At 64.2% G+C, this 20,669-nt stretch carries 20 protein-coding genes; 11 read left to right on the top strand and 9 right to left on the bottom strand.

All coding sequences use genetic code 11. The features are described 5' to 3' along the window. Positions 1-39 precede the first annotated feature (39 nt). Positions 40-747 carry a GntR family transcriptional regulator gene (locus V6M87_RS06425; RefSeq protein WP_332875764.1) on the bottom strand — a complete coding sequence of 236 codons (708 nt, stop codon included), beginning with the start codon at positions 745-747 and terminating at the stop codon, positions 40-42. A gap of 174 nt (positions 748-921) precedes the next feature. Here V6M87_RS06425 and dctP point away from each other — a divergent pair, with 174 nt between their 5' ends. The 10 genes from dctP to V6M87_RS06375 are packed head-to-tail and all read left to right on the top strand — an operon-like array spanning position 922 to position 9,706. Then, positions 922-1,941 (top strand): TRAP transporter substrate-binding protein DctP, encoded by a 1,020-nt coding sequence (dctP, locus tag V6M87_RS06420; RefSeq protein WP_332875763.1) that lies wholly within the window; start codon positions 922-924, stop codon positions 1,939-1,941. Further along, positions 1,938-2,504 (top strand): TRAP transporter small permease subunit, encoded by a 567-nt coding sequence (locus tag V6M87_RS06415; RefSeq protein WP_332875762.1) that lies wholly within the window; start codon positions 1,938-1,940, stop codon positions 2,502-2,504. Before dctP ends, V6M87_RS06415 begins: the two co-directional genes overlap by 4 nt. Further along, positions 2,501-3,850, top strand: a complete 1,350-nt coding sequence (locus V6M87_RS06410) for a TRAP transporter large permease (protein ID WP_332875761.1) — start codon at positions 2,501-2,503, stop codon at positions 3,848-3,850. The genes V6M87_RS06415 and V6M87_RS06410 overlap by 4 nt, the downstream gene beginning before the upstream one ends. Next, positions 3,850-5,505: a malonate decarboxylase subunit alpha gene (gene mdcA, locus V6M87_RS06405; RefSeq protein ID WP_332875760.1), complete on the top strand. Its 1,656-nt coding sequence runs from the start codon at positions 3,850-3,852 to the stop codon at positions 5,503-5,505. The genes V6M87_RS06410 and mdcA overlap by 1 nt, the downstream gene beginning before the upstream one ends. A 10-nt stretch (positions 5,506-5,515) precedes the next feature. After that, positions 5,516-5,827 (top strand): malonate decarboxylase acyl carrier protein, encoded by a 312-nt coding sequence (gene mdcC, locus V6M87_RS06400; RefSeq protein ID WP_332875759.1) that lies wholly within the window; start codon positions 5,516-5,518, stop codon positions 5,825-5,827. Beyond that, on the top strand, positions 5,824-6,720 hold the full coding sequence (locus V6M87_RS06395) for a biotin-independent malonate decarboxylase subunit beta (RefSeq protein WP_332875758.1): 897 nt from the start codon (positions 5,824-5,826) through the stop codon (positions 6,718-6,720). The genes mdcC and V6M87_RS06395 overlap by 4 nt, the downstream gene beginning before the upstream one ends. Then, entirely contained in the window at positions 6,720-7,436 is a 717-nt protein-coding gene (locus V6M87_RS06390) for a biotin-independent malonate decarboxylase subunit gamma (protein WP_332875757.1), read from the top strand. Before V6M87_RS06395 ends, V6M87_RS06390 begins: the two co-directional genes overlap by 1 nt. Continuing rightward, positions 7,420-8,028 carry a malonate decarboxylase holo-[acyl-carrier-protein] synthase gene (gene mdcG, locus V6M87_RS06385; protein WP_332875756.1) on the top strand — a complete coding sequence of 203 codons (609 nt, stop codon included), beginning with the start codon at positions 7,420-7,422 and terminating at the stop codon, positions 8,026-8,028. Before V6M87_RS06390 ends, mdcG begins: the two co-directional genes overlap by 17 nt. Continuing rightward, a complete protein-coding gene (locus V6M87_RS06380) occupies positions 8,025-8,840 on the top strand; it encodes a triphosphoribosyl-dephospho-CoA synthase MdcB (protein WP_332875755.1) in 816 nt (271 codons plus the stop codon). The genes mdcG and V6M87_RS06380 overlap by 4 nt, the downstream gene beginning before the upstream one ends. Next, positions 8,837-9,706 carry an ACP S-malonyltransferase gene (locus tag V6M87_RS06375; RefSeq protein ID WP_332875754.1) on the top strand — a complete coding sequence of 290 codons (870 nt, stop codon included), beginning with the start codon at positions 8,837-8,839 and terminating at the stop codon, positions 9,704-9,706. The genes V6M87_RS06380 and V6M87_RS06375 overlap by 4 nt, the downstream gene beginning before the upstream one ends. Here V6M87_RS06375 and moaD read toward each other — a convergent pair. From moaD to V6M87_RS06345, 6 genes are all read right to left on the bottom strand, one after another. After that, positions 9,703-9,960, bottom strand: coding sequence for a molybdopterin converting factor subunit 1 (gene moaD, locus V6M87_RS06370; RefSeq protein WP_332875753.1), 258 nt, complete (start codon positions 9,958-9,960; stop codon positions 9,703-9,705). The genes V6M87_RS06375 and moaD overlap by 4 nt on opposite strands. Before the next feature lie 7 nt (positions 9,961-9,967). Beyond that, positions 9,968-11,176, bottom strand: a complete 1,209-nt coding sequence (locus V6M87_RS06365; protein WP_442920555.1) for a molybdopterin molybdotransferase MoeA — start codon at positions 11,174-11,176, stop codon at positions 9,968-9,970. Between the two features lie 29 nt (positions 11,177-11,205). Then, positions 11,206-12,681 carry a threonine synthase gene (gene thrC / locus V6M87_RS06360; protein WP_332875751.1) on the bottom strand — a complete coding sequence of 492 codons (1,476 nt, stop codon included), beginning with the start codon at positions 12,679-12,681 and terminating at the stop codon, positions 11,206-11,208. A 271-nt stretch (positions 12,682-12,952) separates the two neighbouring features. Next, entirely contained in the window at positions 12,953-14,353 is a 1,401-nt protein-coding gene (locus V6M87_RS06355) for an L-serine ammonia-lyase (protein WP_332875750.1), read from the bottom strand. 31 nt (positions 14,354-14,384) lie between these two features. Beyond that, complete coding sequence (locus V6M87_RS06350) at positions 14,385-15,353, bottom strand: NAD-dependent epimerase/dehydratase family protein (RefSeq protein WP_332875749.1); 969 nt, start codon at positions 15,351-15,353, stop codon at positions 14,385-14,387. Positions 15,354-15,383: 30 nt separating this feature from the next. Beyond that, positions 15,384-16,598 carry a glycine C-acetyltransferase gene (locus V6M87_RS06345; protein ID WP_332875748.1) on the bottom strand — a complete coding sequence of 405 codons (1,215 nt, stop codon included), beginning with the start codon at positions 16,596-16,598 and terminating at the stop codon, positions 15,384-15,386. A gap of 188 nt (positions 16,599-16,786) precedes the next feature. Here V6M87_RS06345 and V6M87_RS06340 point away from each other — a divergent pair, with 188 nt between their 5' ends. Further along, positions 16,787-17,362 (top strand): helix-turn-helix domain-containing protein, encoded by a 576-nt coding sequence (locus tag V6M87_RS06340; RefSeq protein WP_332875787.1) that lies wholly within the window; start codon positions 16,787-16,789, stop codon positions 17,360-17,362. A 56-nt stretch (positions 17,363-17,418) separates the two neighbouring features. On the opposite strand, the gene V6M87_RS06335 is transcribed toward V6M87_RS06340, so the two are convergent. Next, positions 17,419-19,554: a prolyl oligopeptidase family serine peptidase gene (locus V6M87_RS06335; protein WP_332875747.1), complete on the bottom strand. Its 2,136-nt coding sequence runs from the start codon at positions 19,552-19,554 to the stop codon at positions 17,419-17,421. Positions 19,555-19,626: 72 nt separating this feature from the next. Next, positions 19,627-20,580, bottom strand: a complete 954-nt coding sequence (locus V6M87_RS06330) for an SEL1-like repeat protein (protein ID WP_332875746.1) — start codon at positions 20,578-20,580, stop codon at positions 19,627-19,629. Between the last annotated feature and the right edge of the window lie 89 nt (positions 20,581-20,669).

The raw sequence follows: 20,669 nt of genomic DNA, 5'->3' as shown, positions 1-20,669 counted from the left end.
GCCATCGCGCAGGCGGGAACCCGAATCGAGCCGCCAACGTCACGTCGCCTGGTGACTCGCGCTTGCATGCCTCGGTTCTGCGCCTTCGCGCGGCGTGGCTCTTAACTGCGGCAACGACGCCATCAAATCCGCAAACCGCTGCCCCTGGATCATCACGTGCTCGCGCGTGAGCTTTGCCGCAGTCTCGCCGTCGCCGTTGAGGATGGCCGCGACGACTGCATCGTGCTCCGCATACGAATTCGCGATCCGGTCGCGCACGCGCAGCTGCAAGCGCCGATACGGCCGCAGGCGTCGGTACAAGGCGCGCGTCTGCTCGATCAGGAACTGGTTATGACTGCCTGTATAAATGGCTTCGTGGAAGGCCTCGTTCTTGTAGTAATACTCGTCTTCGTCAACCGCATCGCGCGCGGCATTGCAGGCGGCATGGGCGGCCACCAGCGCCGCCTGGTCCAGCGCCGTCATGCGCCGCGCGGCCAGCCGGCTGCAGCTCGCTTCCAGCTCCGACATCACTTCAAACATCTCGACCAGTTGCTGCGGCCCGAACTCGGCCACCACCGCGCCGCGGCGCGGGCGGATCACCACCAGCCCGCGCGATGCGAGTCCGATCAGGGTCTCGCGGATGGGCGTACGCGACACGCCAAAGCGTGCAGCAAGATCGGTCTCGTCGAGATGCTGACCCGGCGCGTAGATACCAACCGCAATCATTTCTTCGATCGCGTCGCGCAGGGTTTCGGAACGACTTTTCATCTTGGTTTTTGCATAACTCGGGTAGACAGTTTTTCATTATAAAAGCTGCTCAGTGCTTGACAACGTATTTTTAAAGTTTATTCTTGTATACACAAAATCGGACGATGCATACCAGCACGATTCGACGTTAGATGAATATCCGATAGTTCGGTTGACAATTACTTGGAGACGTACATGTCCGTCATGACACGCAGGACCTTGGTGAAAGCACTCGCGACCACCCCACTCTGGCTCCAGGCGTCCGCCTGGGCCCAAGGCACCACGCTCAAAATCTCGCACCAATTCCCCGGCGGCAATATGGCAGAAGGCGACTTCCGCGACCGCCTGTGCCGCATGTTCGCCGCCGAAGTTGAAAAACGCACCAAGGGCGCACTGAAATTCTCGATCTATCCCGGCTCCTCGCTGATGAAGACGAATGCCCAGTTCTCCAGTATGCGCAAGGGTGCGCTCGACCTGTCGCTGGTGCCGCTGTCCTACGCCGGCGGTGAAGTGCCCGAAGTGAACATCGGCCTGATGCCTGGCCTGGTGACCTCCTACGACCAGAGCTACGGCTGGAAGAACGCCGAAGTGGGGAAAGAGTTGGCCCGCATATTGGCTGAAAAAGGCATCATCATCGTCAGCTGGATCTGGCAAGCCGGTGGCGTGGCCTCGCGCTCCAAGCCCATCGTCGATCCGGAAGATGCCAAGGGCCTGAAGGTGCGTGGCGGTTCGCGTGAAATGGACCTGATGCTCAAGGAAGCCGGCGCTGCCGTCATCAACCTGCCATCCAATGAAATCTACGCCGCCATGCAAACCGGCGCGATGGATGCGGCCCTGACGTCGTCGACTTCGCTCATTTCGTTCCGTCTCGAGGAAGTCTCGAAAGCCCTGACCACCGGCCGCGCCGGCGCGTACTGGTTCATGCTGGAACCCTTGATGATCTCGAAACCGATCTTCGACAAGCTGCCGAAAGACCAGCAGGCCGCCATCATGGCCGTCGGCGCGGAACTCGAAACCTTCGCCCGCAAATCGGCGCAGGAAGACGATGCCGCCGTCGCTGCCGTGTATCAGAAGGTCAACGCCAAGGTGGTCGACCTGAACCCGGCCGCGCTGAAAAAGTGGCAGACCATCGCCCGCGCCACCGCGTGGAAAGACTACGCCGGCCGCAGTCCAAGCTGCGCCAAGCTGCTCGCCCTGGCGGAGAAAACGCTGTGAGCCACGGCTTCGATCTCGAACCAGCCAAGTCGCTGGCCTTGCCCGACAATGCGGCACTGGCCGGCGTGACGGTCGCGCTGGCGCGCTTCAATACCTTCCTCATGCGTCTGTCGATGGGGGCACTGATCCTGACCGCCCTGATCCTGACGTATTCGGTGGTGTCGCGCTATTTTTTCAAGTCGCCCACCGACTGGCAGGATGAAGCCTCCGTGTTTCTGCTGGTCGGCGTGACCTTCTTCTGCACGGCCTGGGTGCAAGGACAGCGCGGTCATATCGGTATCGAAGCCTTGAGTTCCCTGCTGTCGCCGCGTGTGAATGCGGTGCGGCTGTTCATGGTGGACGTCATCTCGTTCGCCTTCTGCGCCTTCTTCTCCTGGAAATCCTGGTCGCTGTTCCATGAAGCCTGGGTCGACGGCCAGACCACCTCGTCGACCTTCGGCCCGCCCTTGTGGATACCGTACGGGATGATGGCGGCCGGGATGAGCATCCTGGCGCTGCAAATCCTGGTGCAGGTTCTTACCCACTTCGTTGGCGTGCGTGGTACTTTGAGGAATCCGGCATGAGCGATCTTACTTTAGGCGCCCTGTACGGGATCGTCACCCTGATTGTCATGTTTTCCGGGATGCCGATCGCCTTCGCCCTGGGCGTCGTGGCGACCGGCTTCATGTTCTTTTTCATGCCATCGACCTCGCTCGACACGATCACCCAGAACGTGTATGAAGAGATGGCGTCGATCACGCTGCTGTCGATTCCCCTGTTCATCCTGAAAGGGTCGGCCATCGGCAAGTCGCCGGCTGGGCGCGATCTGTATGGCGCCATCCACGCCTGGCTGCACAAGGTGCCGGGCGGTCTTGGCATCGCCAACGTGTTTGCCTGCGCCCTGTTCGCAGCCATGGCCGGTTCGTCGCCCGCCACCTGCTCGGCCATCGGCTCGGCCGGCATTCCCGAAATGCGCAAGCGTGGCTACTCTCCCGGTTTCGCGGCCGGCATCATCGCCGCCGGTGGCACGCTCGGCATCCTGCTGCCGCCGTCGATCACCATGATCCTGTACGCGGTGGCCGCCGAACAATCGCTGGGACGCCTGTTCCTGGCCGGGATCGGCCCCGGCGTGCTGCTGGTCGGCCTGTTTGCGGGCTACGCCGTCTACCGCGCCCGCAAAGAGTATGCAATGGCGAAAACGGTGTATGAAGGAGGCGGCGTCAAGTCGGCTTACCTCGACACTGAACACTTCACGCTCGGCCAGAAAGTCGAAATGCTGCCGCGCGTGCTGCCCTTCCTGATTCTGCTGATCGGCGTGATGGTTGCGCTGTACGGCGGCTTTGCCACGCCATCCGAGACGGCCGGCCTGGGCTCGCTGCTGGCGCTGGTGCTGATCGCCGTCGTATATGGCGTCTGGCGCCCGAAAGATCTGGCGCCGATCCTGTCTTCGACGATCAAGGAGTCGACCATGCTCTTGCTGATCATCGGGATGTCGCTGTTCTACTCGTACGTGATGAGCTACCTGCACATCAGCCAGTCGGCAGCGCAGTTCGTCGTCGACATGCATTTGTCGCGCTGGCTGCTGCTGGCGGTGATCCTTGGCATGGTCATCGTGTTTGGCTTCTTCCTGCCGCCGGTGTCGATCATCCTGATGACGGCGCCGATCATCCTGCCGCCGCTGAAGGCTGCTGGTTTCGATCTGATCTGGTTCGGTATCGCCATGACCATTGTGATGGAGATGGGCCTGATCCACCCGCCGGTGGGACTGAACATCTTCGTCATTAAAAACATCGCGCCCGACATCCCGCTCAAGGACGTTATCTGGGGCGTGATGCCATTCGTCGGGTTGATGTTCATCGCCGTGATTCTGCTGTGCCTGTTCCCGTCGATCGCGACGGCCTTGCCGGACATGCTGATGGGGGCCAAGTAATGAAAGTCTGGAACACGCTGCAAGTGAACCGCGCCGCGCGCCTGGCCCGGGTTGGTGCGCTACTTGGCAGCGGCTTGCAGGGCAAGGTCGTCGATGCCGGGCGTGTCGACGACCTGCTGTACGCTGCGCTCGAAAGCGGCGACCGGGTTTGCCTCGAAGGGAACAACCAGAAGCAAGCCGATTTTCTGGCGCGCGCGCTGGCCAACCTCGACCCGGCCCGGATCCACGACCTGCACATGCTGCAGTCGGTGCTGGCCCTGCCCGAACACCTCGACGTGTTCGAGCGCGGCGTGGCCGCGAAACTGGACTTTTCGTTCAGCGGGCCGCAAGCCGGGCGCGTGGCCAAGCTGGTGTCCACCGGTCAGCTGCACATCGGCGCCATTCACACCTACCTCGAGCTGTTCGGCCGCTACATGATGGACCTGCCGCCACGCGTCTGCCTGGTGGCAGCCGAAGCGGCGGACCGTCACGGCAACCTGTACACCGGCCCGAACACGGAAGACACGCCGGCCATCGTCGAAGCGACCGCTTTTAAAAACGGTATCGTGATCGTCCAGGTCAACAACATCGTCGACACGCTGCCGCGCGTGGACATCCCGGGTGACTGGGTCGATTTCGTGGTGCAGTCGCCGCAGCCGTACTACATCGAGCCGCTGTTCACGCGCGACCCGGCGCAAATCTCGGACATCCAGGTGCTGATGGCGATGATGGCCATCAAGGGCATCTACGCCGAGTACGCGGTCGAGCGCCTGAACCACGGCATCGGCTTCGACACGGCCGCCATCGAACTGCTGCTGCCGACCTACGCGGCGCAGCTGGGTTTGAAGGGCAAGATTGCGCGCCACTGGGCCTTGAATCCGCATCCGGCCCTGATTCCCGCCATCGAAGCAGGGTTTGCCGAATCGGTGTATTCGTTCGGCTCGGAGCTCGGCATGGAAGACTATATCCGCGCGCGCCCCGACGTGTTTTCGGTGGGGCCCGACGGCAGTATGCGCAGCAACCGCGCCATGTGCCAGGCGGCTGGCCACTACGCCTGCGACATGTTCATCGGCTCGACCCTGCAGATCGATTTGCAGGGTAATTCATCGACCGCGACGCTGGGCCGCATTGCCGGCTTCGGCGGCGCGCCGAACATGGGCGCCGACGCCCGCGGGCGGCGCCACGCCAGTCCGGCATGGCTGAAAGCCGGGCGCGAAGCGCGCGCCGGCATCGACACGATCCCGCGCGGCCAGAAGCTGGTGGTGCAGATCGTCGAGACCTTCCGCGAGCACATGCAGCCGGCCTTCGTCGACAAGCTCGATGCGTGGGAACTGGCCGAGCAGGCTGGCTTCGACATCCCGCCCGTGATGATCTACGGCGACGACGTGACGCACATCCTGACCGAAGAAGGCATCGCCAACCTGCTGCTGTGCCGCAGTCCGCAGGAGCGCGAACAGGCGATCCGGGGTGTGGCCGGCTACACGCCGGTGGGGCTGGCGCGCGACAAGCCGATGGTGGAAGCGCTGCGCGCGCGCGGTGTGATCCGGCGCGCCGAAGACCTCGGCATCGACAAGCGGCTGGCCACGCGCGACCTGCTGGCAGCAAAAAACATGAAAGACCTGGTACGTGCGTCGGGCGGCCTGTATGCGCCGCCGAAGCGCTTCAGGAACTGGTGAGATCAAAGCGATGGAACATTTGACGTATGTTTTCAAGGGCGGCACGCGCCCGCTGGTGCGCCAGGCCGAGGTGGTCGGCGTGGTCGGCTCCGGCAACCTGGAGGTGCTGATCGAAGCGGCGCCATTGAACGGCGACTGCAGCATCACCGTTGCCACCGCGGCGGAGGGATTCGGCGCGATCTGGCAGGCGGTCATGACTGACTTTCAGGCGCGCTGGCAGTTAATGGACACTCGCATCGCGATCAACGACATGGGCGCGACGCCCGCCGTGGTCAGTCTGCGCCTGGACCAGGCGGTGGAAACCATGCTGGAGGGGCGATGAGCAGCTATCTCGAAGCGACCGCGCGCGAACGCCTGCAGCGCCTGTTCGACCCTGGCAGTTTCCAGGAATTTTTGCCGCCCTCGGCGCGCGTGGTCAGCCCCCACCTGGGCCAGTTGAACGCGCCGGTGGCGTTTGACGATGGCGTCGCGGTCGGCCGCGCGCAGCTGGACGGGCGCCAGGTGTTCGTCGCTGCGCAGGAAGGCGGCTTCATGGGTGGCGCGGTCGGCGAAGTGCACGGCGCCAAACTGGTCGGCATGCTGCGCCGCGCCATCCTCGACGCGCCGGCTGCCGTCCTGCTGCTGCTCGAAACCGGCGGCGTGCGTCTGCATGAAGCGAACGCCGGCCTGATTGCGGTGTCCGAAGTGATGCGCGCCGTGCTCGATGTGCGCGCAGCCGGCATCCCGGTCATCGCCTTGGTCGGCGGATCGAATGGCTGCTTCGGCGGCATGGGCATCGTGGCGCGCTGCACGAATGCGATCGTCATGTCGGAAGAAGGCCGGCTTGCCATGTCCGGCCCCGAGGTGATCGAGACCGCGTCCGGGGTGGAGGAATTCGATGCGCGCGATCGGGCGCTGGTGTGGCGCACCACCGGCGGCAAGCATCGATATTTGCTTGGCGAGGTGCAGGCGCTGGTGGCCGATTCGGTCGACGCGTTTCGCGCCGCGGCGCTGGCGCAGATCGATGCGGCATCCACCAGGCCGGTGCCGCTGACCCTGGCCGCGCTCGAAGCGGAGCAGGCCTTATTGACGGATCGGTACGAACGCTTCGGCCACGTACGCGAACCAATGGAACTGTGGCGGGCGATCGGCGTGACCGATCCGGAAGACCTGCCGTTGCTGGAAGCGGACGTGTTTGTCGAACGTGTCGACGCGGTACGACTGGGAGCACGCTGATGGACTGGCAAACACTGACGGCAGCGCTGTTCCCGCAAGGCGCAAACATCACGGAATCGCACCAGGTATTGACTGGCGAAGGCACGGCGGCAGGCGCGACGGTGGCCGTGGTCGGCACCACCGGCCATGTCCCGATAGGCGTCGAAACCGCGCTGGCGCAGGCGCGCTTCATTTTACAGACAGTGCGCGAACATCCCGGTCGGCCGATCCTGATCCTGGTCGACACCCAAGGCCAGCGCCTGCGCCACCGCGATGAAATGTTGGGTATCAACGGCTATATGGCGCACCTGGGCAAATGCGTTGAACTGGCGCGCCGCAGCGGGCACCGCATCATGGCCCTGGTGTACGATCAGGCGCTGTCGGGCGGCTTCATTACCAGCGGCCTGATGGCAGATGCCTGCTACGCTCTGCCGGATGCCACCATCCGGGTCATGGGCCTGCCGGCCATGGCACGCATCACCAAGGTGCCGGAAGAACGCCTGACCGAACTGGCTGTCGACAATCCGGTGTTTGCGCCGGGGCCGGAGAACTACCTGCGCATGGGCGGCATTCAGGCAATCTGGCGCGGCGACCTCGGCGTGGCCCTGGAGGAAGCGCTGCAGCTGACCAGCTACGGCGACGTGCGCAGTGCGCTCGGCCTGGCGCGCGGCGGGCGCGGTCTGGCGCAGCGCGTGGTCGACGCGATCGTGGCGGGACAAGATGTTCTCGCGCCATGACCTGGTCTGGCTGACGCCGGCCGGCTGGGACACCGCGCCGGCGCTGACCGAATGGCGAAAACAGGACTGGCCCGCGATCGTGCGGCGCCGTGACGCGGGTGTCGGTGCCGACGCCGTCTGCCTCGGCATACCGCTGCCGGAACGCCAGCGCGTGGCGCTGGTCGTCGACGCAAGACACATCGCGCGCAGCGCGCCGCCGCTGACGCTGGCGGACGCCATCGCCGCTGCACCACCACAGTGGCTGGCTGGCCTGGTGGCGCTGCAGCGTGCCGCTGAAGCGCTCGACGTGCGCGTCTACGGCTCGCTCGCCATGGCCAGCATCACCGGTTTACCCTACCTGCGCGCCGGTTCCGACATCGACCTGCTGGCGCGGCCCACGACTCGCAGTGAGTTTGCCGCCGCCGTGGCGCTGCTGGAAGAACACGCGCAGGTGCTGCCGCTGGACGGCGAGATCGTGTTCCCGTCGGGCGACGCAGTGGCCTGGAAGGAGTGGATCGCGGCGCGGCGCGACCATGCTCGCGTGCTGGTGAAATCCTTGCACACGGTGCGCCTGGCCGATCCGGCCCAGCTTTTCAGTTCGCTGCCAGCATGATGCGCACGGACACGCCCGTCGACACGGCGCTGGCGGCGGACATCGCGCGCATCGCTGTCGGCAGCCTGTATGCGGAACTGGTGCTGTACCCGAAGCCGGGCCTTGTATCGCTGGTCGACAACGGCAGCCACAGCGACATGCAGGCCGCCACCTTCATGCGCAGTCTGTTCACCTTGCGGCATTATTTTGGCCACGTGTTCCAGGCTGGCCGCGACGATGCACCTTTTGCCCGCCTGCGCACACTCGGCATCGACGCCGAACGGCGCATGATGCTTGCCACCAGCGGCATCAACACCCACCGCGGCGCCATCTTCAGCCTCGGTTTGCTGTGCGCCGCGGTCGGGCGCGCATCAAGCCAGGGCTTGCAGATGACACCGGCGGCCTTGCGCGCCGTCTTGCTGATCTGCTGGGGTGAAGCGCTGGCCGGGCACGCACACGGCGCCCGTGGCGCCCGCGAAGAAGGCGCGCTCGGCTTGCCGTCCGTCTTTGACGTCGGCGTGCCTGCGCTGCAGGCCACGCTGGCAGCCGGTCGCAGCATGCGCCATGCCCGTGTGGATGCGCTGTTCGCGCTGATGGCGCAGATCGACGACACGAATGTCGTCCATCGCGGGGGCCTGGCGGGCGCGCGCACGGTCCGCGCAGGCGCGCGCGCATTCGTCGATGCCGGCGGCACCGCGCAGGCGGACTGGATGGAGCGCGCCGTCGCGCTGCACCATAACTTCATCGGCGCGCGCCTGTCGCCCGGTGGCGCGGCCGATCTGCTGGCCGCAACCTGCTTCGTGCATAGCGCCTGCACGCGCGGGGCGCCGTGAGCGGGCGCCTGCTGTTGCTCTGTCCTGGCCAGGGTGGCCAGCACGCGCACATGTTCGACCTGGCCCGCGCTCACGCAGGCGCGCGCGCTTTTCTGGAACACTGTGCGCTGCCGGACGATCCACAAGCGCTGTTTGACAACCGCGTGGCACAGCCGGCCATCGTGGCCGCCACGCTGGCGATGTGGCTGGCGCTGCGGGATACGTTGCCGGCGCCGGCGCTGATAACCGGCTACAGCGTCGGCGAGCTCGCCGCGTATGGCGTTGCGGGTGCGCTGCCGTTGGAACAAGCGGTGGGCCTTGCCCGCGCGCGCGCGGCATTGATGGATGCCGCCGCCGCCGGCGTCGCGCAAGGCCTGGCTGCAGTCAGCGGCGTCGACGTCGGACAGGTGGGTGCGGGGGTGGCCATTGTGACGGGCCATGACACTTGTATCGTCGGGGGGGTACTGGCCCGGCTCGACGCCATGTCCGACCGTTGGCCTGGCGCACGCATCCAACGCCTGCCGGTGGGCGTGGCGTCGCACACGGCGCTGATGCAGGCTGCCGTCGCCCCTTTTGGCGCGCTGCTGGAACAGTCGACATTGACGGCGCCGCGGGTCCCCGTATTGGCGGGTATCGACGCGGGCCGGGTGCTGCGCCGTGAGGTTGCCATCGACCGGCTGTCGCGCCAGCTGGCCGAGACGATCGAATGGAGCGCGTGCATGGACGCGTGTTCGGAAGCTGGCATCACGGTGGCGCTGGAACTTGGACCCGGCGCTGCATTGGCGCGCATGCTGCAGGCGCGCCATCCGCACATTGCGTGTCGCTCGGTGGCCGATTTTCAGACCCTTCCCGGCATCGCAGGATGGGTAGCGCGCGCGCTCGACTAGCCGCCGGTCACCGGTGGGAAGAAGGCCACTTCGCAGCCCTCCTGCAGCGGCGTGGTGGCCGGGCACATCACCTGGTTGAAGGCCATGCGCAGTGCGCGCCCCTCCCCCAGTGCCTCGGCCCAGGCGCCGCCGCGCGCGGCCAGCAAGGTGCGCACGGCACCAACGGTAGTGACATCGCCGGCGACGGTGAGTGCTTCGTTTGCGGTGCCGAGCAGCTCGCGCACGCTGGCGAAAAATCGTAGGTTGATTTGCATGATGGGGTCAGTGTTGGAGGTCGACAAAGGAAATGAACCGCACCATATCGCCGCAGGCGATCGCCTGCCCCGGCGGGTTGTCGATCAAGCCGTCGCCCCAGACGGTGGACGTGAGCACGCCGGAACCCTGGTTCGGGAACAGTGCCAGGCCGCCGGCGTCGTTGATGTGGGCGCGCAGGAATTCATTGCGGCGGTCGCCTTTGGGCCAGTCGAAATCGGCGCGCATCGTGTAGGCGCGCGGTTCCACGGCGCCGGCGACACCTTGCAGGCGCAGGATGAACGGGCGCACGAACAACAAAAAGGTCACGAAGCTCGAGACCGGATTGCCGGGCAGGCCGAGGAAGAAGGCCTGCTGGACTTCACCGAAGGCGAGCGGCTTGCCGGGTTTCACGGCGATCTGCCACATGTCGAGCCGCCCTTCTGCTTCGACGGCCGGTTTGATATGGTCTTCTTCGCCGACCGACACGCCGCCCGAGGTCACAATCAGGTCGTGCTCCTGGGCGGCCAGGCGCAAGGTGGCGCGGGTGGCGTCCAGCGTGTCCGGCACAATGCCGTAGTCGGTGATCTCACAGCCAAGGTTTTCCAGCAGTGCGCGCAAAGTAAAACGGTTCGAGTTGTAGATGGCGCCGGGCGCCAGCTGGCCGCCGGGTGCTTCGCCCGGCATCGTCAATTCGTCGCCGGTGAAGAAGACGGCGACGCGCACGCGGCGCACCACCGGCAGGCTCGCCAGGCCGACCGATGCTGCCAGGCCGAGTTCCTGGGCGCGCAGGCGCGTGCCGGCGCTGAGGATGGTGGCGCCGGCGTGGATATCTTCGCCGCTGCGGCGGATCCATTCGCCGGCTTGTGGCGCATGGCGCACGGTGACGACGCCCTCGCCCGCTTCGCACTGTTCCTGCATGACGACCGCATCGGCGCCTTCTGGAATCATTGCGCCGGTGAAGATACGCGCGGCGGTACCGGCCGCCAGCGGCTGGCCGACGTGGCCGGCCGGGATGCGCTGGGTGACCTTGAGTACCGCGTCGCCGCTGGCGCAGTCGGCGGCGCGCACGGCGTAGCCATCCATCTGGGTGTTGTCGGCGGATGGCACGTTGATCGTGGCCGCCTGCGCTGCTGCGAGGACGCGGCCATTGGCGGACAGCGTCGCGATCGATTCCGTCGCCGTCAGCGGACGCACCGCGGCCAGCAGATGGTCGAGTGCCGCGCGCACGGTCAGCATGGGTTTACGGTAAGGGGCAGCTGTCATTCTCAGAGCGCCGTATTTTTCGCGATGTACGACTTCATAGCGGCGACATCGGCGCCCATCACGATGAATTTTTGTGGCAGCGCTTCGATGTTTTCGAAGCCGGCCGGGCGGACCGCGTCCATGCCCAGCGCATCGAGGATGATCTCGTTGAATTTCGCCGCCAGCGCGGTTTCCAGCACGATCATCGGCACGCCGGCGACCTGGTGCTCGCGCGCGACCTTGATGCCGTCGGCGGTGTGCGGATCGATCGTGATGCCGTAATCGTCTTCGACGTCGCGGATGGTGGCGAGGCGGTCCTGGTGCGTCGAGCGTCCCGACTGGAAGCCATACTTTCGCACCAGTTTGAATTCGTCGCCATCGCTGCCGGGCGCGCCGGACAGATCGAAGCCGCCGTGCGTTTCCACCTTGGTGAACAGGGCGTGGGTACGGGCGGCGTCGCGGCCAACCAGGTCGTAGATGAAGCGCTCGAAGTTCGACGCTTTCGAGATGTCCATCGACGGGCTGCTGGTGTGGTACGTTTCGGCCGACTTGCGCACGCGGTAGACGCCGGTGCGGAAGAATTCGTCGAGCACGTCGTTTTCATTGGTGGCGGCGACCAGTTTGTCGATTGGAAGACCCATCATGCGCGCGATGTGGCCGGCGCAGATATTGCCGAAATTCCCGGACGGGACCGTGAACGACACCTTCTGGCTGTTATCGCTGGTGGCGGCGAGGTAGCCGCGGAAGTAATACACCACCTGGGCGACGACGCGGGCCCAGTTGATCGAATTAACGGTGCCAATCCGGTGGCGCGCCTTGAAGGCCAGGTCGTTCGAGACGGCTTTCACCATGTCCTGGCAATCGTCGAACACGCCTTCGACGGCGATATTGTAGATATTCGCGTCCTGCAAACTGAACATCTGCGCGGTCTGGAACTGGCTCATCTTGTTGTGCGGCGAGAGCATGAACACCTTCACGCCGCGCTTGCCGCGCATGGCATATTCGGCGGCACTGCCGGTGTCGCCCGAGGTCGCGCCAAAGATATTCAGCTGCGCCTCGTCCTTGGCCAGCGTGTACTCGAACAGATTGCCCAGCAACTGCATCGCCATGTCCTTGAAGGCCAGTGTCGGTCCGTTCGACAGCGCCTGCAAGATCAAGGTCTTGCCATCCGCCTCTTCGAGCACGCGCAGCGGCGTGATGTCGGCCGCGGCATCGCCGGCACGGGCGTTTTTATACACCTGCGGCGTGTAGGTCTTGCTCACCAGAATCTTCAGGTCGGCCTCCGGAATATCGGTGGCAAACTTGCGCAGGATTTCAAACGCCAGATCCGCATACGACAGCGTGCGCCACGTATCGAGCTCGGCACTGGACACCTGCGGATACTCGGCTGGCAAATACAGGCCGCCATCCGGCGCGAGTCCCGCCAACAAAATATTCGAAAATTCCTGGGGATTGCGGGAAGCGGAGGCGCTGGTGGCGCGGGTGGACACGTAATGCATGCTGTTCAAATCCGTAAAAATCAGGTGGCGACCACCAATTATAGTGCCCCCGCCCCGATATTGCCGACTTGCCATCCGTCACCACGCCACGGTAGGGTCAGTGTCGAATTATTTGGCATTTTTGTGTCTTGCTCAATAAATCGACTCTGACCCTAATTATCGAGCAATTGCCCCGTGAAAAGCGCAATGAGGGTCAGAGTAGAATTGATTGGAAACTTTGGAAAATTGCACATTTAATCTACTCTGACCCTCATTGTTGGGTAATGGATTTTTAGCAAGCGGCGTGGTTGACCGTGACGACGTGGATGGCGAGGCCGCCCAGGGAGGTTTCCTTGTATTTGACTTGCATGTCGGCGCCGGTCTGGCGCATGGTTTCGATGGCCTGGTCGAGGCTGACGAAATGGGTGCCGTCTCCTTTCAAGGCCAGCGAGGCCGCCGTGATGGCCTTGATGGCGCCCATGCCGTTGCGCTCGATGCAGGGGATCTGGACCAGGCCGCCAATCGGGTCGCAGGTCATGCCGAGGTGGTGCTCGATGCCGATCTCGGCGGCGTTTTCGATTTGCTCGTTGCTACCACCCAGCGCCGCCACCAGGCCGGCGGCAGCCATCGCGCAGGCGACGCCGACTTCTCCCTGGCAACCGATTTCGGCACCCGAAATCGAGGCGTTTTTTTTGCACAGCATGCCGATTGCGGCTGCCGTCAACAGGAATTCGCGGATGCCACGCACCGGGTCGCTCGGGCGACAATCCTCGGCGTAGTAGCGCAAGACCGCGGGAATAATACCGGCCGCGCCATTCGTCGGCGCCGTGACCACGCGGCCACCGGCGGCATTCTCTTCATTGACCGCCATCGCATACAGGCTGACCTGGTGCACCGCATCGTGCGGCAGGACATTACTGCGGTTGTCGACGTGCAGGGTTTGCTGCGACTGCGACCACAGCTTGGCCGCGCGGCGTTTCACATTCAGGCCACCGGGCAATTGGCCCCCGGTAACCAGACCCTGTGCGATGCAATCGCGCATCACGCCCCAGATGCGGTCGATGCCGGCGTCGAGGGCGGTATTCTCCATGCGCTGGCATTCGTTGGCGCGCAGCATGGCGGGGATGGACAGGCCGGTGCGCTGGCCGTGGTCGAGCAGATGGCGCATGGTGTCGAATGGGTACGCGACTGCATTTGTGCCGCCTGCTTCTGCGCGCACCTGGCTGTCGCCGGCGGCCGTGATGAAGCCGCCGCCCACCGAATAAAAGATGCGCTCGATGACACTGCCGTCCGCCAGTTGCAGGACGAACTTCATGCCGTTCGGATGCTCAGGCAGGCTCGACGCCTTGTGCCAGACCAGGCCGGTGCGTGCCGTGAACGAAATCTCTTTCAAACCCAGCAATTTCAAGACGCCATCGAGTTCCACTTCGGCCAGGCGGTCGTCGACTGTCAGCGGGTCGACATCCATCGGCGTCTCGCCCATCAGGCCGAGAATGACCGCCTTGTCGGTCGCATGGCCGATGCCGGTCAGCGCAAGCGAGCCGTACAGGTGCGCTTCCACCCCGCTTGCCGCAGCCAGCGCAGCCTCGCCGCATTCGAGCAGGAAGCGGCGCGCCGCCACCATCGGCCCCACCGTGTGCGAACTCGACGGCCCGATACCGATCTTGAAAAGATCAAACACACTCATGTCCATCGCCAGTCTCCGTTATTTTTTTATGCGTGGCTCAGGCAGCGACGGCGGTGCGGACGTCCACTTTGACGTTGGCCAGCATGTCGGCCACCATCTGTTCCGTACCAACCGCCGCTTTCCAGCCCCAGTCCTGCGTGGCGCGGCTGTCGTCCAGGCTTTTCGGCCAGGTATCGGCAATCGCCTGGCGGCTGTCCGGCGCATACGAAATGATAAATGCCGGCAGCTTGCGCACAATGGCGGCGGCCAGTTCGCGCGGGTTGAACGACACGCCAGCCACGTTGTACGACGAGCGGATCACCACGTTCGCAAGCGGCGCTTCCATCAATTCGATGGTGGCGCGGATTGCGTCGGGCATGTAGATCATCGGCAGCGTGGTCTCCGGGCCCAGGAAGCAGCTGTAGTCTTCGCCTTTCAAGGCAGCGTGGAAGATCGCGATGGCGTAATCGGTGGTGCCGCCGCCCGGAGGCGACTTGTAGCTGATGATGCCCGGATAGCGGATCGAGCGCACATCCACGCCGTATTTCGTGAAGTAGTACTCGCACAGGCGCTCGCCGGCCAGTTTGCTGATGCCGTAGATCGTGGTCGGATCCATCACCGTGTACTGCGGGGTGTTCTCGGACGGGGTGTTCGGGCCGAAGGCGGCGATCGACGATGGCCAGAACACGCGCAGCGGCGTGCCTGCTGCACCGCGCTCGCGCGCCACTTCCAGGATATTCAACAGGCCATCCATGTTCAGGCTCCAGGCTTTCAGGGGCGCCTGTTCGCCGGTGGCCGACAACAGCGCCGCCAGCTGGTACACCTGGGTGATCGACTCGTCGGCCACGAGCTGGGCCAGGCCCGCCTTGTCCATCACATCCAGGCGCACATAGCGCGCCGCGCCGTAGAGATTGGTCGGGCTGATGTCGGAAGCGATGACGTTGCTGCTACCGTGGCGGGCGGCCAGCGCCTCCACCAGTTCACTGCCGATTTGCCCGTTGGCGCCGATGATGAGGATGCGTTCCATGAATTTCCTAAACTGTGTAAATGGTATGAATTAAATCGTCTTGAGGATGCCGAGTTCACGGCCGGCCTGCTCGAAGGCCTTGAGCACGAATTCGAGCTGCTCGCGGGTGTGGGCTGCGGAAAGCTGCACACGCACGCGCGCCTGCCCCATCGGCACCACAGGGTAAAAGAACCCGGACAACAACACGCCCAGCTCAAACATGCGCGCCGCGAACTTCTGTGCAATGGGCGCTTCGAACAGCATCACCGGCACCACCGGGTGTGTGCCCGGCTTGATGGTGAAGCCGATGCGCTCAATTTCGGCGCGGAAGAATGCGGTATTTTCATGCAGTCGGTCGCGCAGTTCGGTCGATTTTTCCAGGCGCTTCAGCACCGACAGCGAGGCCCCGGCAATCATTGGCGCCAGCGTGTTCGAGAACAGGTAAGGCCGCGACTTCTGGCGCAGCGTGTCGATGACTTCCTTGCGGCCCGAGGTAAAACCGCCCATCGCGCCGCCCAGGGCTTTGCCCAGCGTGCCGGTGATGATGTCGATGCGGCCCATGACATTGTGGTGCTCGTGCGTGCCGCGCCCGGTCTTGCCCATGAAGCCGGATGCATGCGACTCGTCGATCAGGGTCAGCGCGCCGTATTTCTCGGCCAGTTCGACAATTTTATCGAGGTGGGCAATGGTGCCGTCCATCGAGAACACGCCATCGGTGACGATGACTTTATGACGCTTGCCGGCTGCGGTGGCGGCCTGCAGTTGCGCTTCCAGGTCAACCATGTCGTTGTTGGCGTAGCGGTAGCGCGCAGCCTTGCAAAGGCGGATGCCGTCGATCAGCGAGGCGTGGTTCAGGGCGTCGGAGATGATGGCGTCGTTCTCGTCGAACAGCGGCTCGAACACGCCGCCGTTGGCGTCAAAGGCGGCCGCATAAAGAATGGTGTCGTCGGTGCCGAGGAAGGTCGACAGCGCTGCTTCGAGTTCCTTGTGCACGGTCTGGGTGCCGCAAATGAAGCGCACCGAGGACAGGCCGTAGCCGTATTTTTTGGTCGCTTCGATCGACGCTTCCTGGGTTTGCAGGTCGCCCGACAGGCCGAGGTAGTTATTCGCGCACATATTGATGAGGGTGCGGCCGTCAATTGACACCACTTCGGCGCCCTGGCGCGAGGCCAGTACGCGCTCCGGCTTGTACAGCCCTTGCTCGCGCAGGGTCTCGAGATTGTGTTGCAGGCCGCTGTAAAAGGCGTTTTTCGCTTGATCGCTCATGGTGTCCTCGTCAAAGTTGATGCCGGCCGGGCCGGCAAGTGCGCTATGCTGTATTTTGCACCGGTTCGATGGGAGCGTACTGCTTCATACGTTTTCCTGTATCTCGAACTTAAATTCAATATAATGGATATTACCCGTGCTGACTGAACTTGGCAAGGCGCACCCTTAACGTTAAGCAACCCTTCATGATGATCACCTCGCCCGCCACCAACGCCCCGCCCGAAGTCGGCGCCACCCTGCAGCGCATGCGCCTGGCGCGCGGCCTGACGCTGGAAGACCTGTCGCGCATTGCCGGCGTTTCGAAATCGATGCTGTCCCAAATCGAGCGCGAGAAGGCCAATCCGACCATTGCCATTACCTGGCGCCTGGCCAATGCGCTGGGTGTGCAGATCGGCGAATTGCTTTCGTCCGAGCCGCGCGAGGTGGAGGCCATCCGCGTACTCGATGCGCACGAAACACCGACGCTGCCGGGCAACCACGCGGGTTACGTGCTGCGCATCCTGGGGCCGATGGAGCTGGCCGGTAAATACGAGTGGTATGAATTGACGCTGGCGCCCGGCGGCGAACTGGCCTCGCAGGCCCACGATCCGGGCACAAACGAACACCTGACGGTGCTGCACGGGTCGGTTGAAATCGAGGTGGGAACGTCGAAGCGCAAGCTCAAAACAGGCGGCACGGCGCGCTACGGCGCCGACCAGAATCACGTGCTGAGAAATACTGGCAAAACGGAGGCGAAGGCGCTGCTGGTGGTCGTGCACAGGTAAACGTAAAAAAACCCGGGGCGCCTGCGCGGCCCCGGGTTCTCATGCGAATGCCTTGTTTACATCTTCAGGCTTTTGACCAGGAAACCCCAGCGATCGGCCACTTCCTCGATCTGCTTGGTGGTCGGCTTGCCCGCGCCATGGCCGGCCTTGGTGTCGATGCGGATGATGACCGGGGCGCTGCCGCCCTGCGCCGCCTGCTCGGTGGCGGCAAATTTAAAGCTGTGCGCCGGCACCACGCGGTCGTCGTGGTCGGCCGTGGTGACCATCGTCGCCGGATAGCAGGTACCCGGTTTCAGGTTGTGCAGCGGCGAGTATTTGACCAGCGCCTTGAACTCTTCCGGGTTTTCCGACGAACCGTAATCGGACGTCCAGGCCCAGCCGATGGTGAACTTGTGGAAGCGCAGCATGTCCATCACGCCCACTTGCGGGATCGCCGCGCCGAACAGTTCCGGACGCTGCGTCAGCGCCGCGCCGACCAGCAAGCCGCCGTTGCTGCCGCCGCCAATGGCCAGCTTCGCCGGCGACGTCACCCTGTTGGCGATGAGCCATTCGGCCGCGCCAATAAAATCGTCGAACACGTTTTGCTTGCGCAGCTTGGTGCCGGCTTCGTGCCACGCCTCGCCATATTCGCCACCGCCGCGCAGGTTCACCGACACGTAGACGCCGCCCATTTCCATCCACGCCAGGTTGGCTGGCGAGAAGGCCGGCGTCATCGAGATATTGAAGCCGCCGTAGCCATACAGGTAAGTTGGATTGCTGCCATCGAGCTTGATGCCCTTCTTCGAGACGATGAACATCGGTACTTTGGTGCCATCGCGGCTAGTGAAGAATTGCTGGCGCGTTTCATACTGGGCCGGGTCGAAGTCGACCTTCGGCTGGCGGAACACTTCGCTCTTGCCACTGGCCATGTCGAGGCGGTAAATCGTGGTCGGGTTGGTGTACCCCGTGAACGAGTAAAACGTCTCGGCATCGCCGCGCTTGCCCGAGAATCCCGCCACCGAGCCAATGCCGGGCAAACCGATGTCGCGCACCGGCTTGCCCGTCAAATCAACCACTTTGACTGCGCTACGCGCGTCGGCCAGGTATTCGATGACCAGTTGCTGGTTCAGCATCTGGGCGGCGACCAGGGTCTCGGTCTGTTCCGGCACGATGGTTTTCCAGTTGGCCTCGCCAGGTTTGCGGGTGTCGATGGCGACGATGCGCTGGCGCGGCGCCTTGCGGTCGGTGTTGAAATAAAACACCGGGCCGACGTTGTCGATGAAATCGTATGCGGCGTCGAAGTTGTCGATCAGCGGCAGCACCTTCGCACCCGGCTTGGTCAGGTCCTTGTAGAACACGCGGTATTTGTGCGCGGTGCCCTTGGTGGCGGTAATGACCAGGTAGTGGCCATCGTCGGTGGTGTGGGCGCGGAAACCCCATTCTTTTTCGTCCGGGCGGTCGTAGACCAGCGTGTCGGCCAACTGGGGTGTGCCGATCTTGTGGTAGTACAGTTTCTGGAAATAATTGACGTCGGCCAGCTTGGTGGCTTCCTTCGGCTCGTCGTAGCGGCTGTAAAAGAAGCCCTTGCCATCGCGCGTCCAGGCGGTCGCGGAAAATTTCACCCACTTGAGGTGGTCGGCCAGATCCTTGCCAGTGGCGATGTCGCGCACCTTCCACTCGTTCCAGTCGGAACCGGACGCGGCGGTGCCGTAGGCCAGCAAGGAACCGTTCGGGCTGACGGCGATCCCGGCCAGTGCCACGGTACCGTCCGCGGCCAGCTTGTTCGGGTCGAGCAGCACGCGCGGCGTGTCGGACAGTTCGGCCATGGTGTACAGCACGGCCTGGTTTTGCAGCCCGTCGTTGCGGCTGTAGAAATAGCGCCCGCCTTCCTTGTACGGCACCGAATAGCGCTCGTAGTTCCACAGTTTGGTCAGGCGCTGGCGGATTGCGTCGCGCTGCGGGATGGTGGCCAGGTAGCCTTGCGTGACCTTGTTCTGGGCTTCGACCCAGGCTTGCGTCTCGCTGCTGTTGGCGTCTTCCAGCCAACGATACGGGTCGGCGATGGTGGTGCCGTGGTAGTTGTCGCTCTGGGCGCTTTTCTTGGTGACCGGGTAGGTCAGTGCGGGGCCGTAGTCGGGGCAGGTTTGGGCCAGGGTATTGGCGCCAAGCGCGGACAGTACCGCAACGGCCACAGCCGCTTTTTTCATGTGCATGGGTTTTCTCGCAGGAGGAAAAATGGCAGATGCCGACTTCGATGATAGCGTGAAAACAACTGGCTGCACAGGTCAGGGCTGGCGCCGCGCGCGCTGCCAGGCGCTGGCCATTTCCTCGGCGCGCGCCAGTTGGTGCGCTGTGAGCCGCAGCCGGGCGGCCTCGACGCTGCTGCAGGCCGTCGCATCGCCGCTGCTGGCGGCAAGCAGCATCCACATATGCGCCCGCACGGCGTCCGGCGCGCAGCCGCGCCCGCTGGCGAGCATACCGGACAGGTTGTACTGGGCCAGCACATGACCCTGCCCGGCGGCAGCGCGATACCAGTGCACCGCCAGCAGGTCGTCGCGCGCCATGCCCTCGCCGTTGGCGTACAGCACGGCCAGGTTGTTTTGGGCGCTGGCGTCGCCCTGCGCGGCCGCCAGCGCGTACCAGCGTCCGGCGCGCACCGGGTCGACCGCGACACCCTGGCCGGTGGCGTGCATCAGGCCCAGGTTGAACTGGGCTGCTGCATCGCCCTGCGCCGCCGCCTTGCGCAACCACGCCGCGGCCAGCGGGTAGTTGACGGGCACGCCCCGCCCATACAGATAGCATTCGGCCAGCAGGGCCTGGGCCCGGGCCACGCCCTGCTCTGCGGCCCGGTAAAACCAGCCTACCGCCGCCTCGGCATCCTGCGCAACGCCGCGCCCCTCGCCATGCAGCAGTCCCAGGTTTTGCTGGGCCGAGGCGTCACCCTGCTCGGCCGCGCAGCGCAGCCAGTGCGCGGCCTGGCAATCGTCGCGCGCGCGGTCGCCCGACTGGGCCTGACCGTTATACAGCATGGCCCCGAGCTGGTTCTGGGCAAACGCGAGTCCCTGCTCGGCGGCACGGCGCAACCAGGCCACGGCGGCGGCGTCGTTGCGCGCCACGCCGCTGCCATTTTTGTACAGCATGCCGAGGTTGAATTGGGCGTAGGGGTTGCCACGCCTGGCCGCGGCGAGGAACCAGGCGAAAGTCTGGTCGTCCTGAGCGGCGGAGGGATGGCGAGGCATTGGCGGCTTTCGGCTGGTCGCCCGAACAAATGAGCGCATTGCCAAAATAATAATGAGCCATGACTGCACCGGATTTGTGCAAGCACAAT

The sequence above is a fragment of the Massilia sp. S19_KUP03_FR1 genome (assembly GCF_036688685.1).
Lineage (GTDB): Bacteria > Pseudomonadota > Gammaproteobacteria > Burkholderiales > Burkholderiaceae_D > JALYUM01.
This window is presented reverse-complemented; position numbering and strand designations above follow the sequence as displayed.

Excerpts from the sequence above, each read along its gene's own strand:
- V6M87_RS06425 (WP_332875764.1), bottom strand. The coding sequence starts at position 747 with ATGAAAAGTCGTTCCGAAACCCTGCGCGACGCGATCGAAGAAATGATT.
- dctP (WP_332875763.1), top strand. The coding sequence starts at position 922 with ATGTCCGTCATGACACGCAGGACCTTGGTGAAAGCACTCGCGACCACC.
- V6M87_RS06410 (WP_332875761.1), top strand. The coding sequence starts at position 2,501 with ATGAGCGATCTTACTTTAGGCGCCCTGTACGGGATCGTCACCCTGATT.
- mdcA (WP_332875760.1), top strand. The coding sequence starts at position 3,850 with ATGAAAGTCTGGAACACGCTGCAAGTGAACCGCGCCGCGCGCCTGGCC.
- mdcC (WP_332875759.1), top strand. The coding sequence starts at position 5,516 with ATGGAACATTTGACGTATGTTTTCAAGGGCGGCACGCGCCCGCTGGTG.
- V6M87_RS06395 (WP_332875758.1), top strand. The coding sequence starts at position 5,824 with ATGAGCAGCTATCTCGAAGCGACCGCGCGCGAACGCCTGCAGCGCCTG.
- V6M87_RS06390 (WP_332875757.1), top strand. The coding sequence starts at position 6,720 with ATGGACTGGCAAACACTGACGGCAGCGCTGTTCCCGCAAGGCGCAAAC.
- mdcG (WP_332875756.1), top strand. The coding sequence starts at position 7,420 with ATGTTCTCGCGCCATGACCTGGTCTGGCTGACGCCGGCCGGCTGGGAC.
- V6M87_RS06380 (WP_332875755.1), top strand. The coding sequence starts at position 8,025 with ATGATGCGCACGGACACGCCCGTCGACACGGCGCTGGCGGCGGACATC.
- moaD (WP_332875753.1), bottom strand. The coding sequence starts at position 9,960 with ATGCAAATCAACCTACGATTTTTCGCCAGCGTGCGCGAGCTGCTCGGC.
- V6M87_RS06365 (WP_442920555.1), bottom strand. The coding sequence starts at position 11,176 with ATGCTGACCGTGCGCGCGGCACTCGACCATCTGCTGGCCGCGGTGCGT.
- thrC (WP_332875751.1), bottom strand. The coding sequence starts at position 12,681 with ATGCATTACGTGTCCACCCGCGCCACCAGCGCCTCCGCTTCCCGCAAT.
- V6M87_RS06355 (WP_332875750.1), bottom strand. The coding sequence starts at position 14,353 with ATGGACATGAGTGTGTTTGATCTTTTCAAGATCGGTATCGGGCCGTCG.
- V6M87_RS06350 (WP_332875749.1), bottom strand. The coding sequence starts at position 15,353 with ATGGAACGCATCCTCATCATCGGCGCCAACGGGCAAATCGGCAGTGAA.
- V6M87_RS06345 (WP_332875748.1), bottom strand. The coding sequence starts at position 16,598 with ATGAGCGATCAAGCGAAAAACGCCTTTTACAGCGGCCTGCAACACAAT.
- V6M87_RS06340 (WP_332875787.1), top strand. The coding sequence starts at position 16,787 with ATGATCACCTCGCCCGCCACCAACGCCCCGCCCGAAGTCGGCGCCACC.
- V6M87_RS06335 (WP_332875747.1), bottom strand. The coding sequence starts at position 19,554 with ATGCACATGAAAAAAGCGGCTGTGGCCGTTGCGGTACTGTCCGCGCTT.
- V6M87_RS06330 (WP_332875746.1), bottom strand. The coding sequence starts at position 20,580 with ATGCCTCGCCATCCCTCCGCCGCTCAGGACGACCAGACTTTCGCCTGG.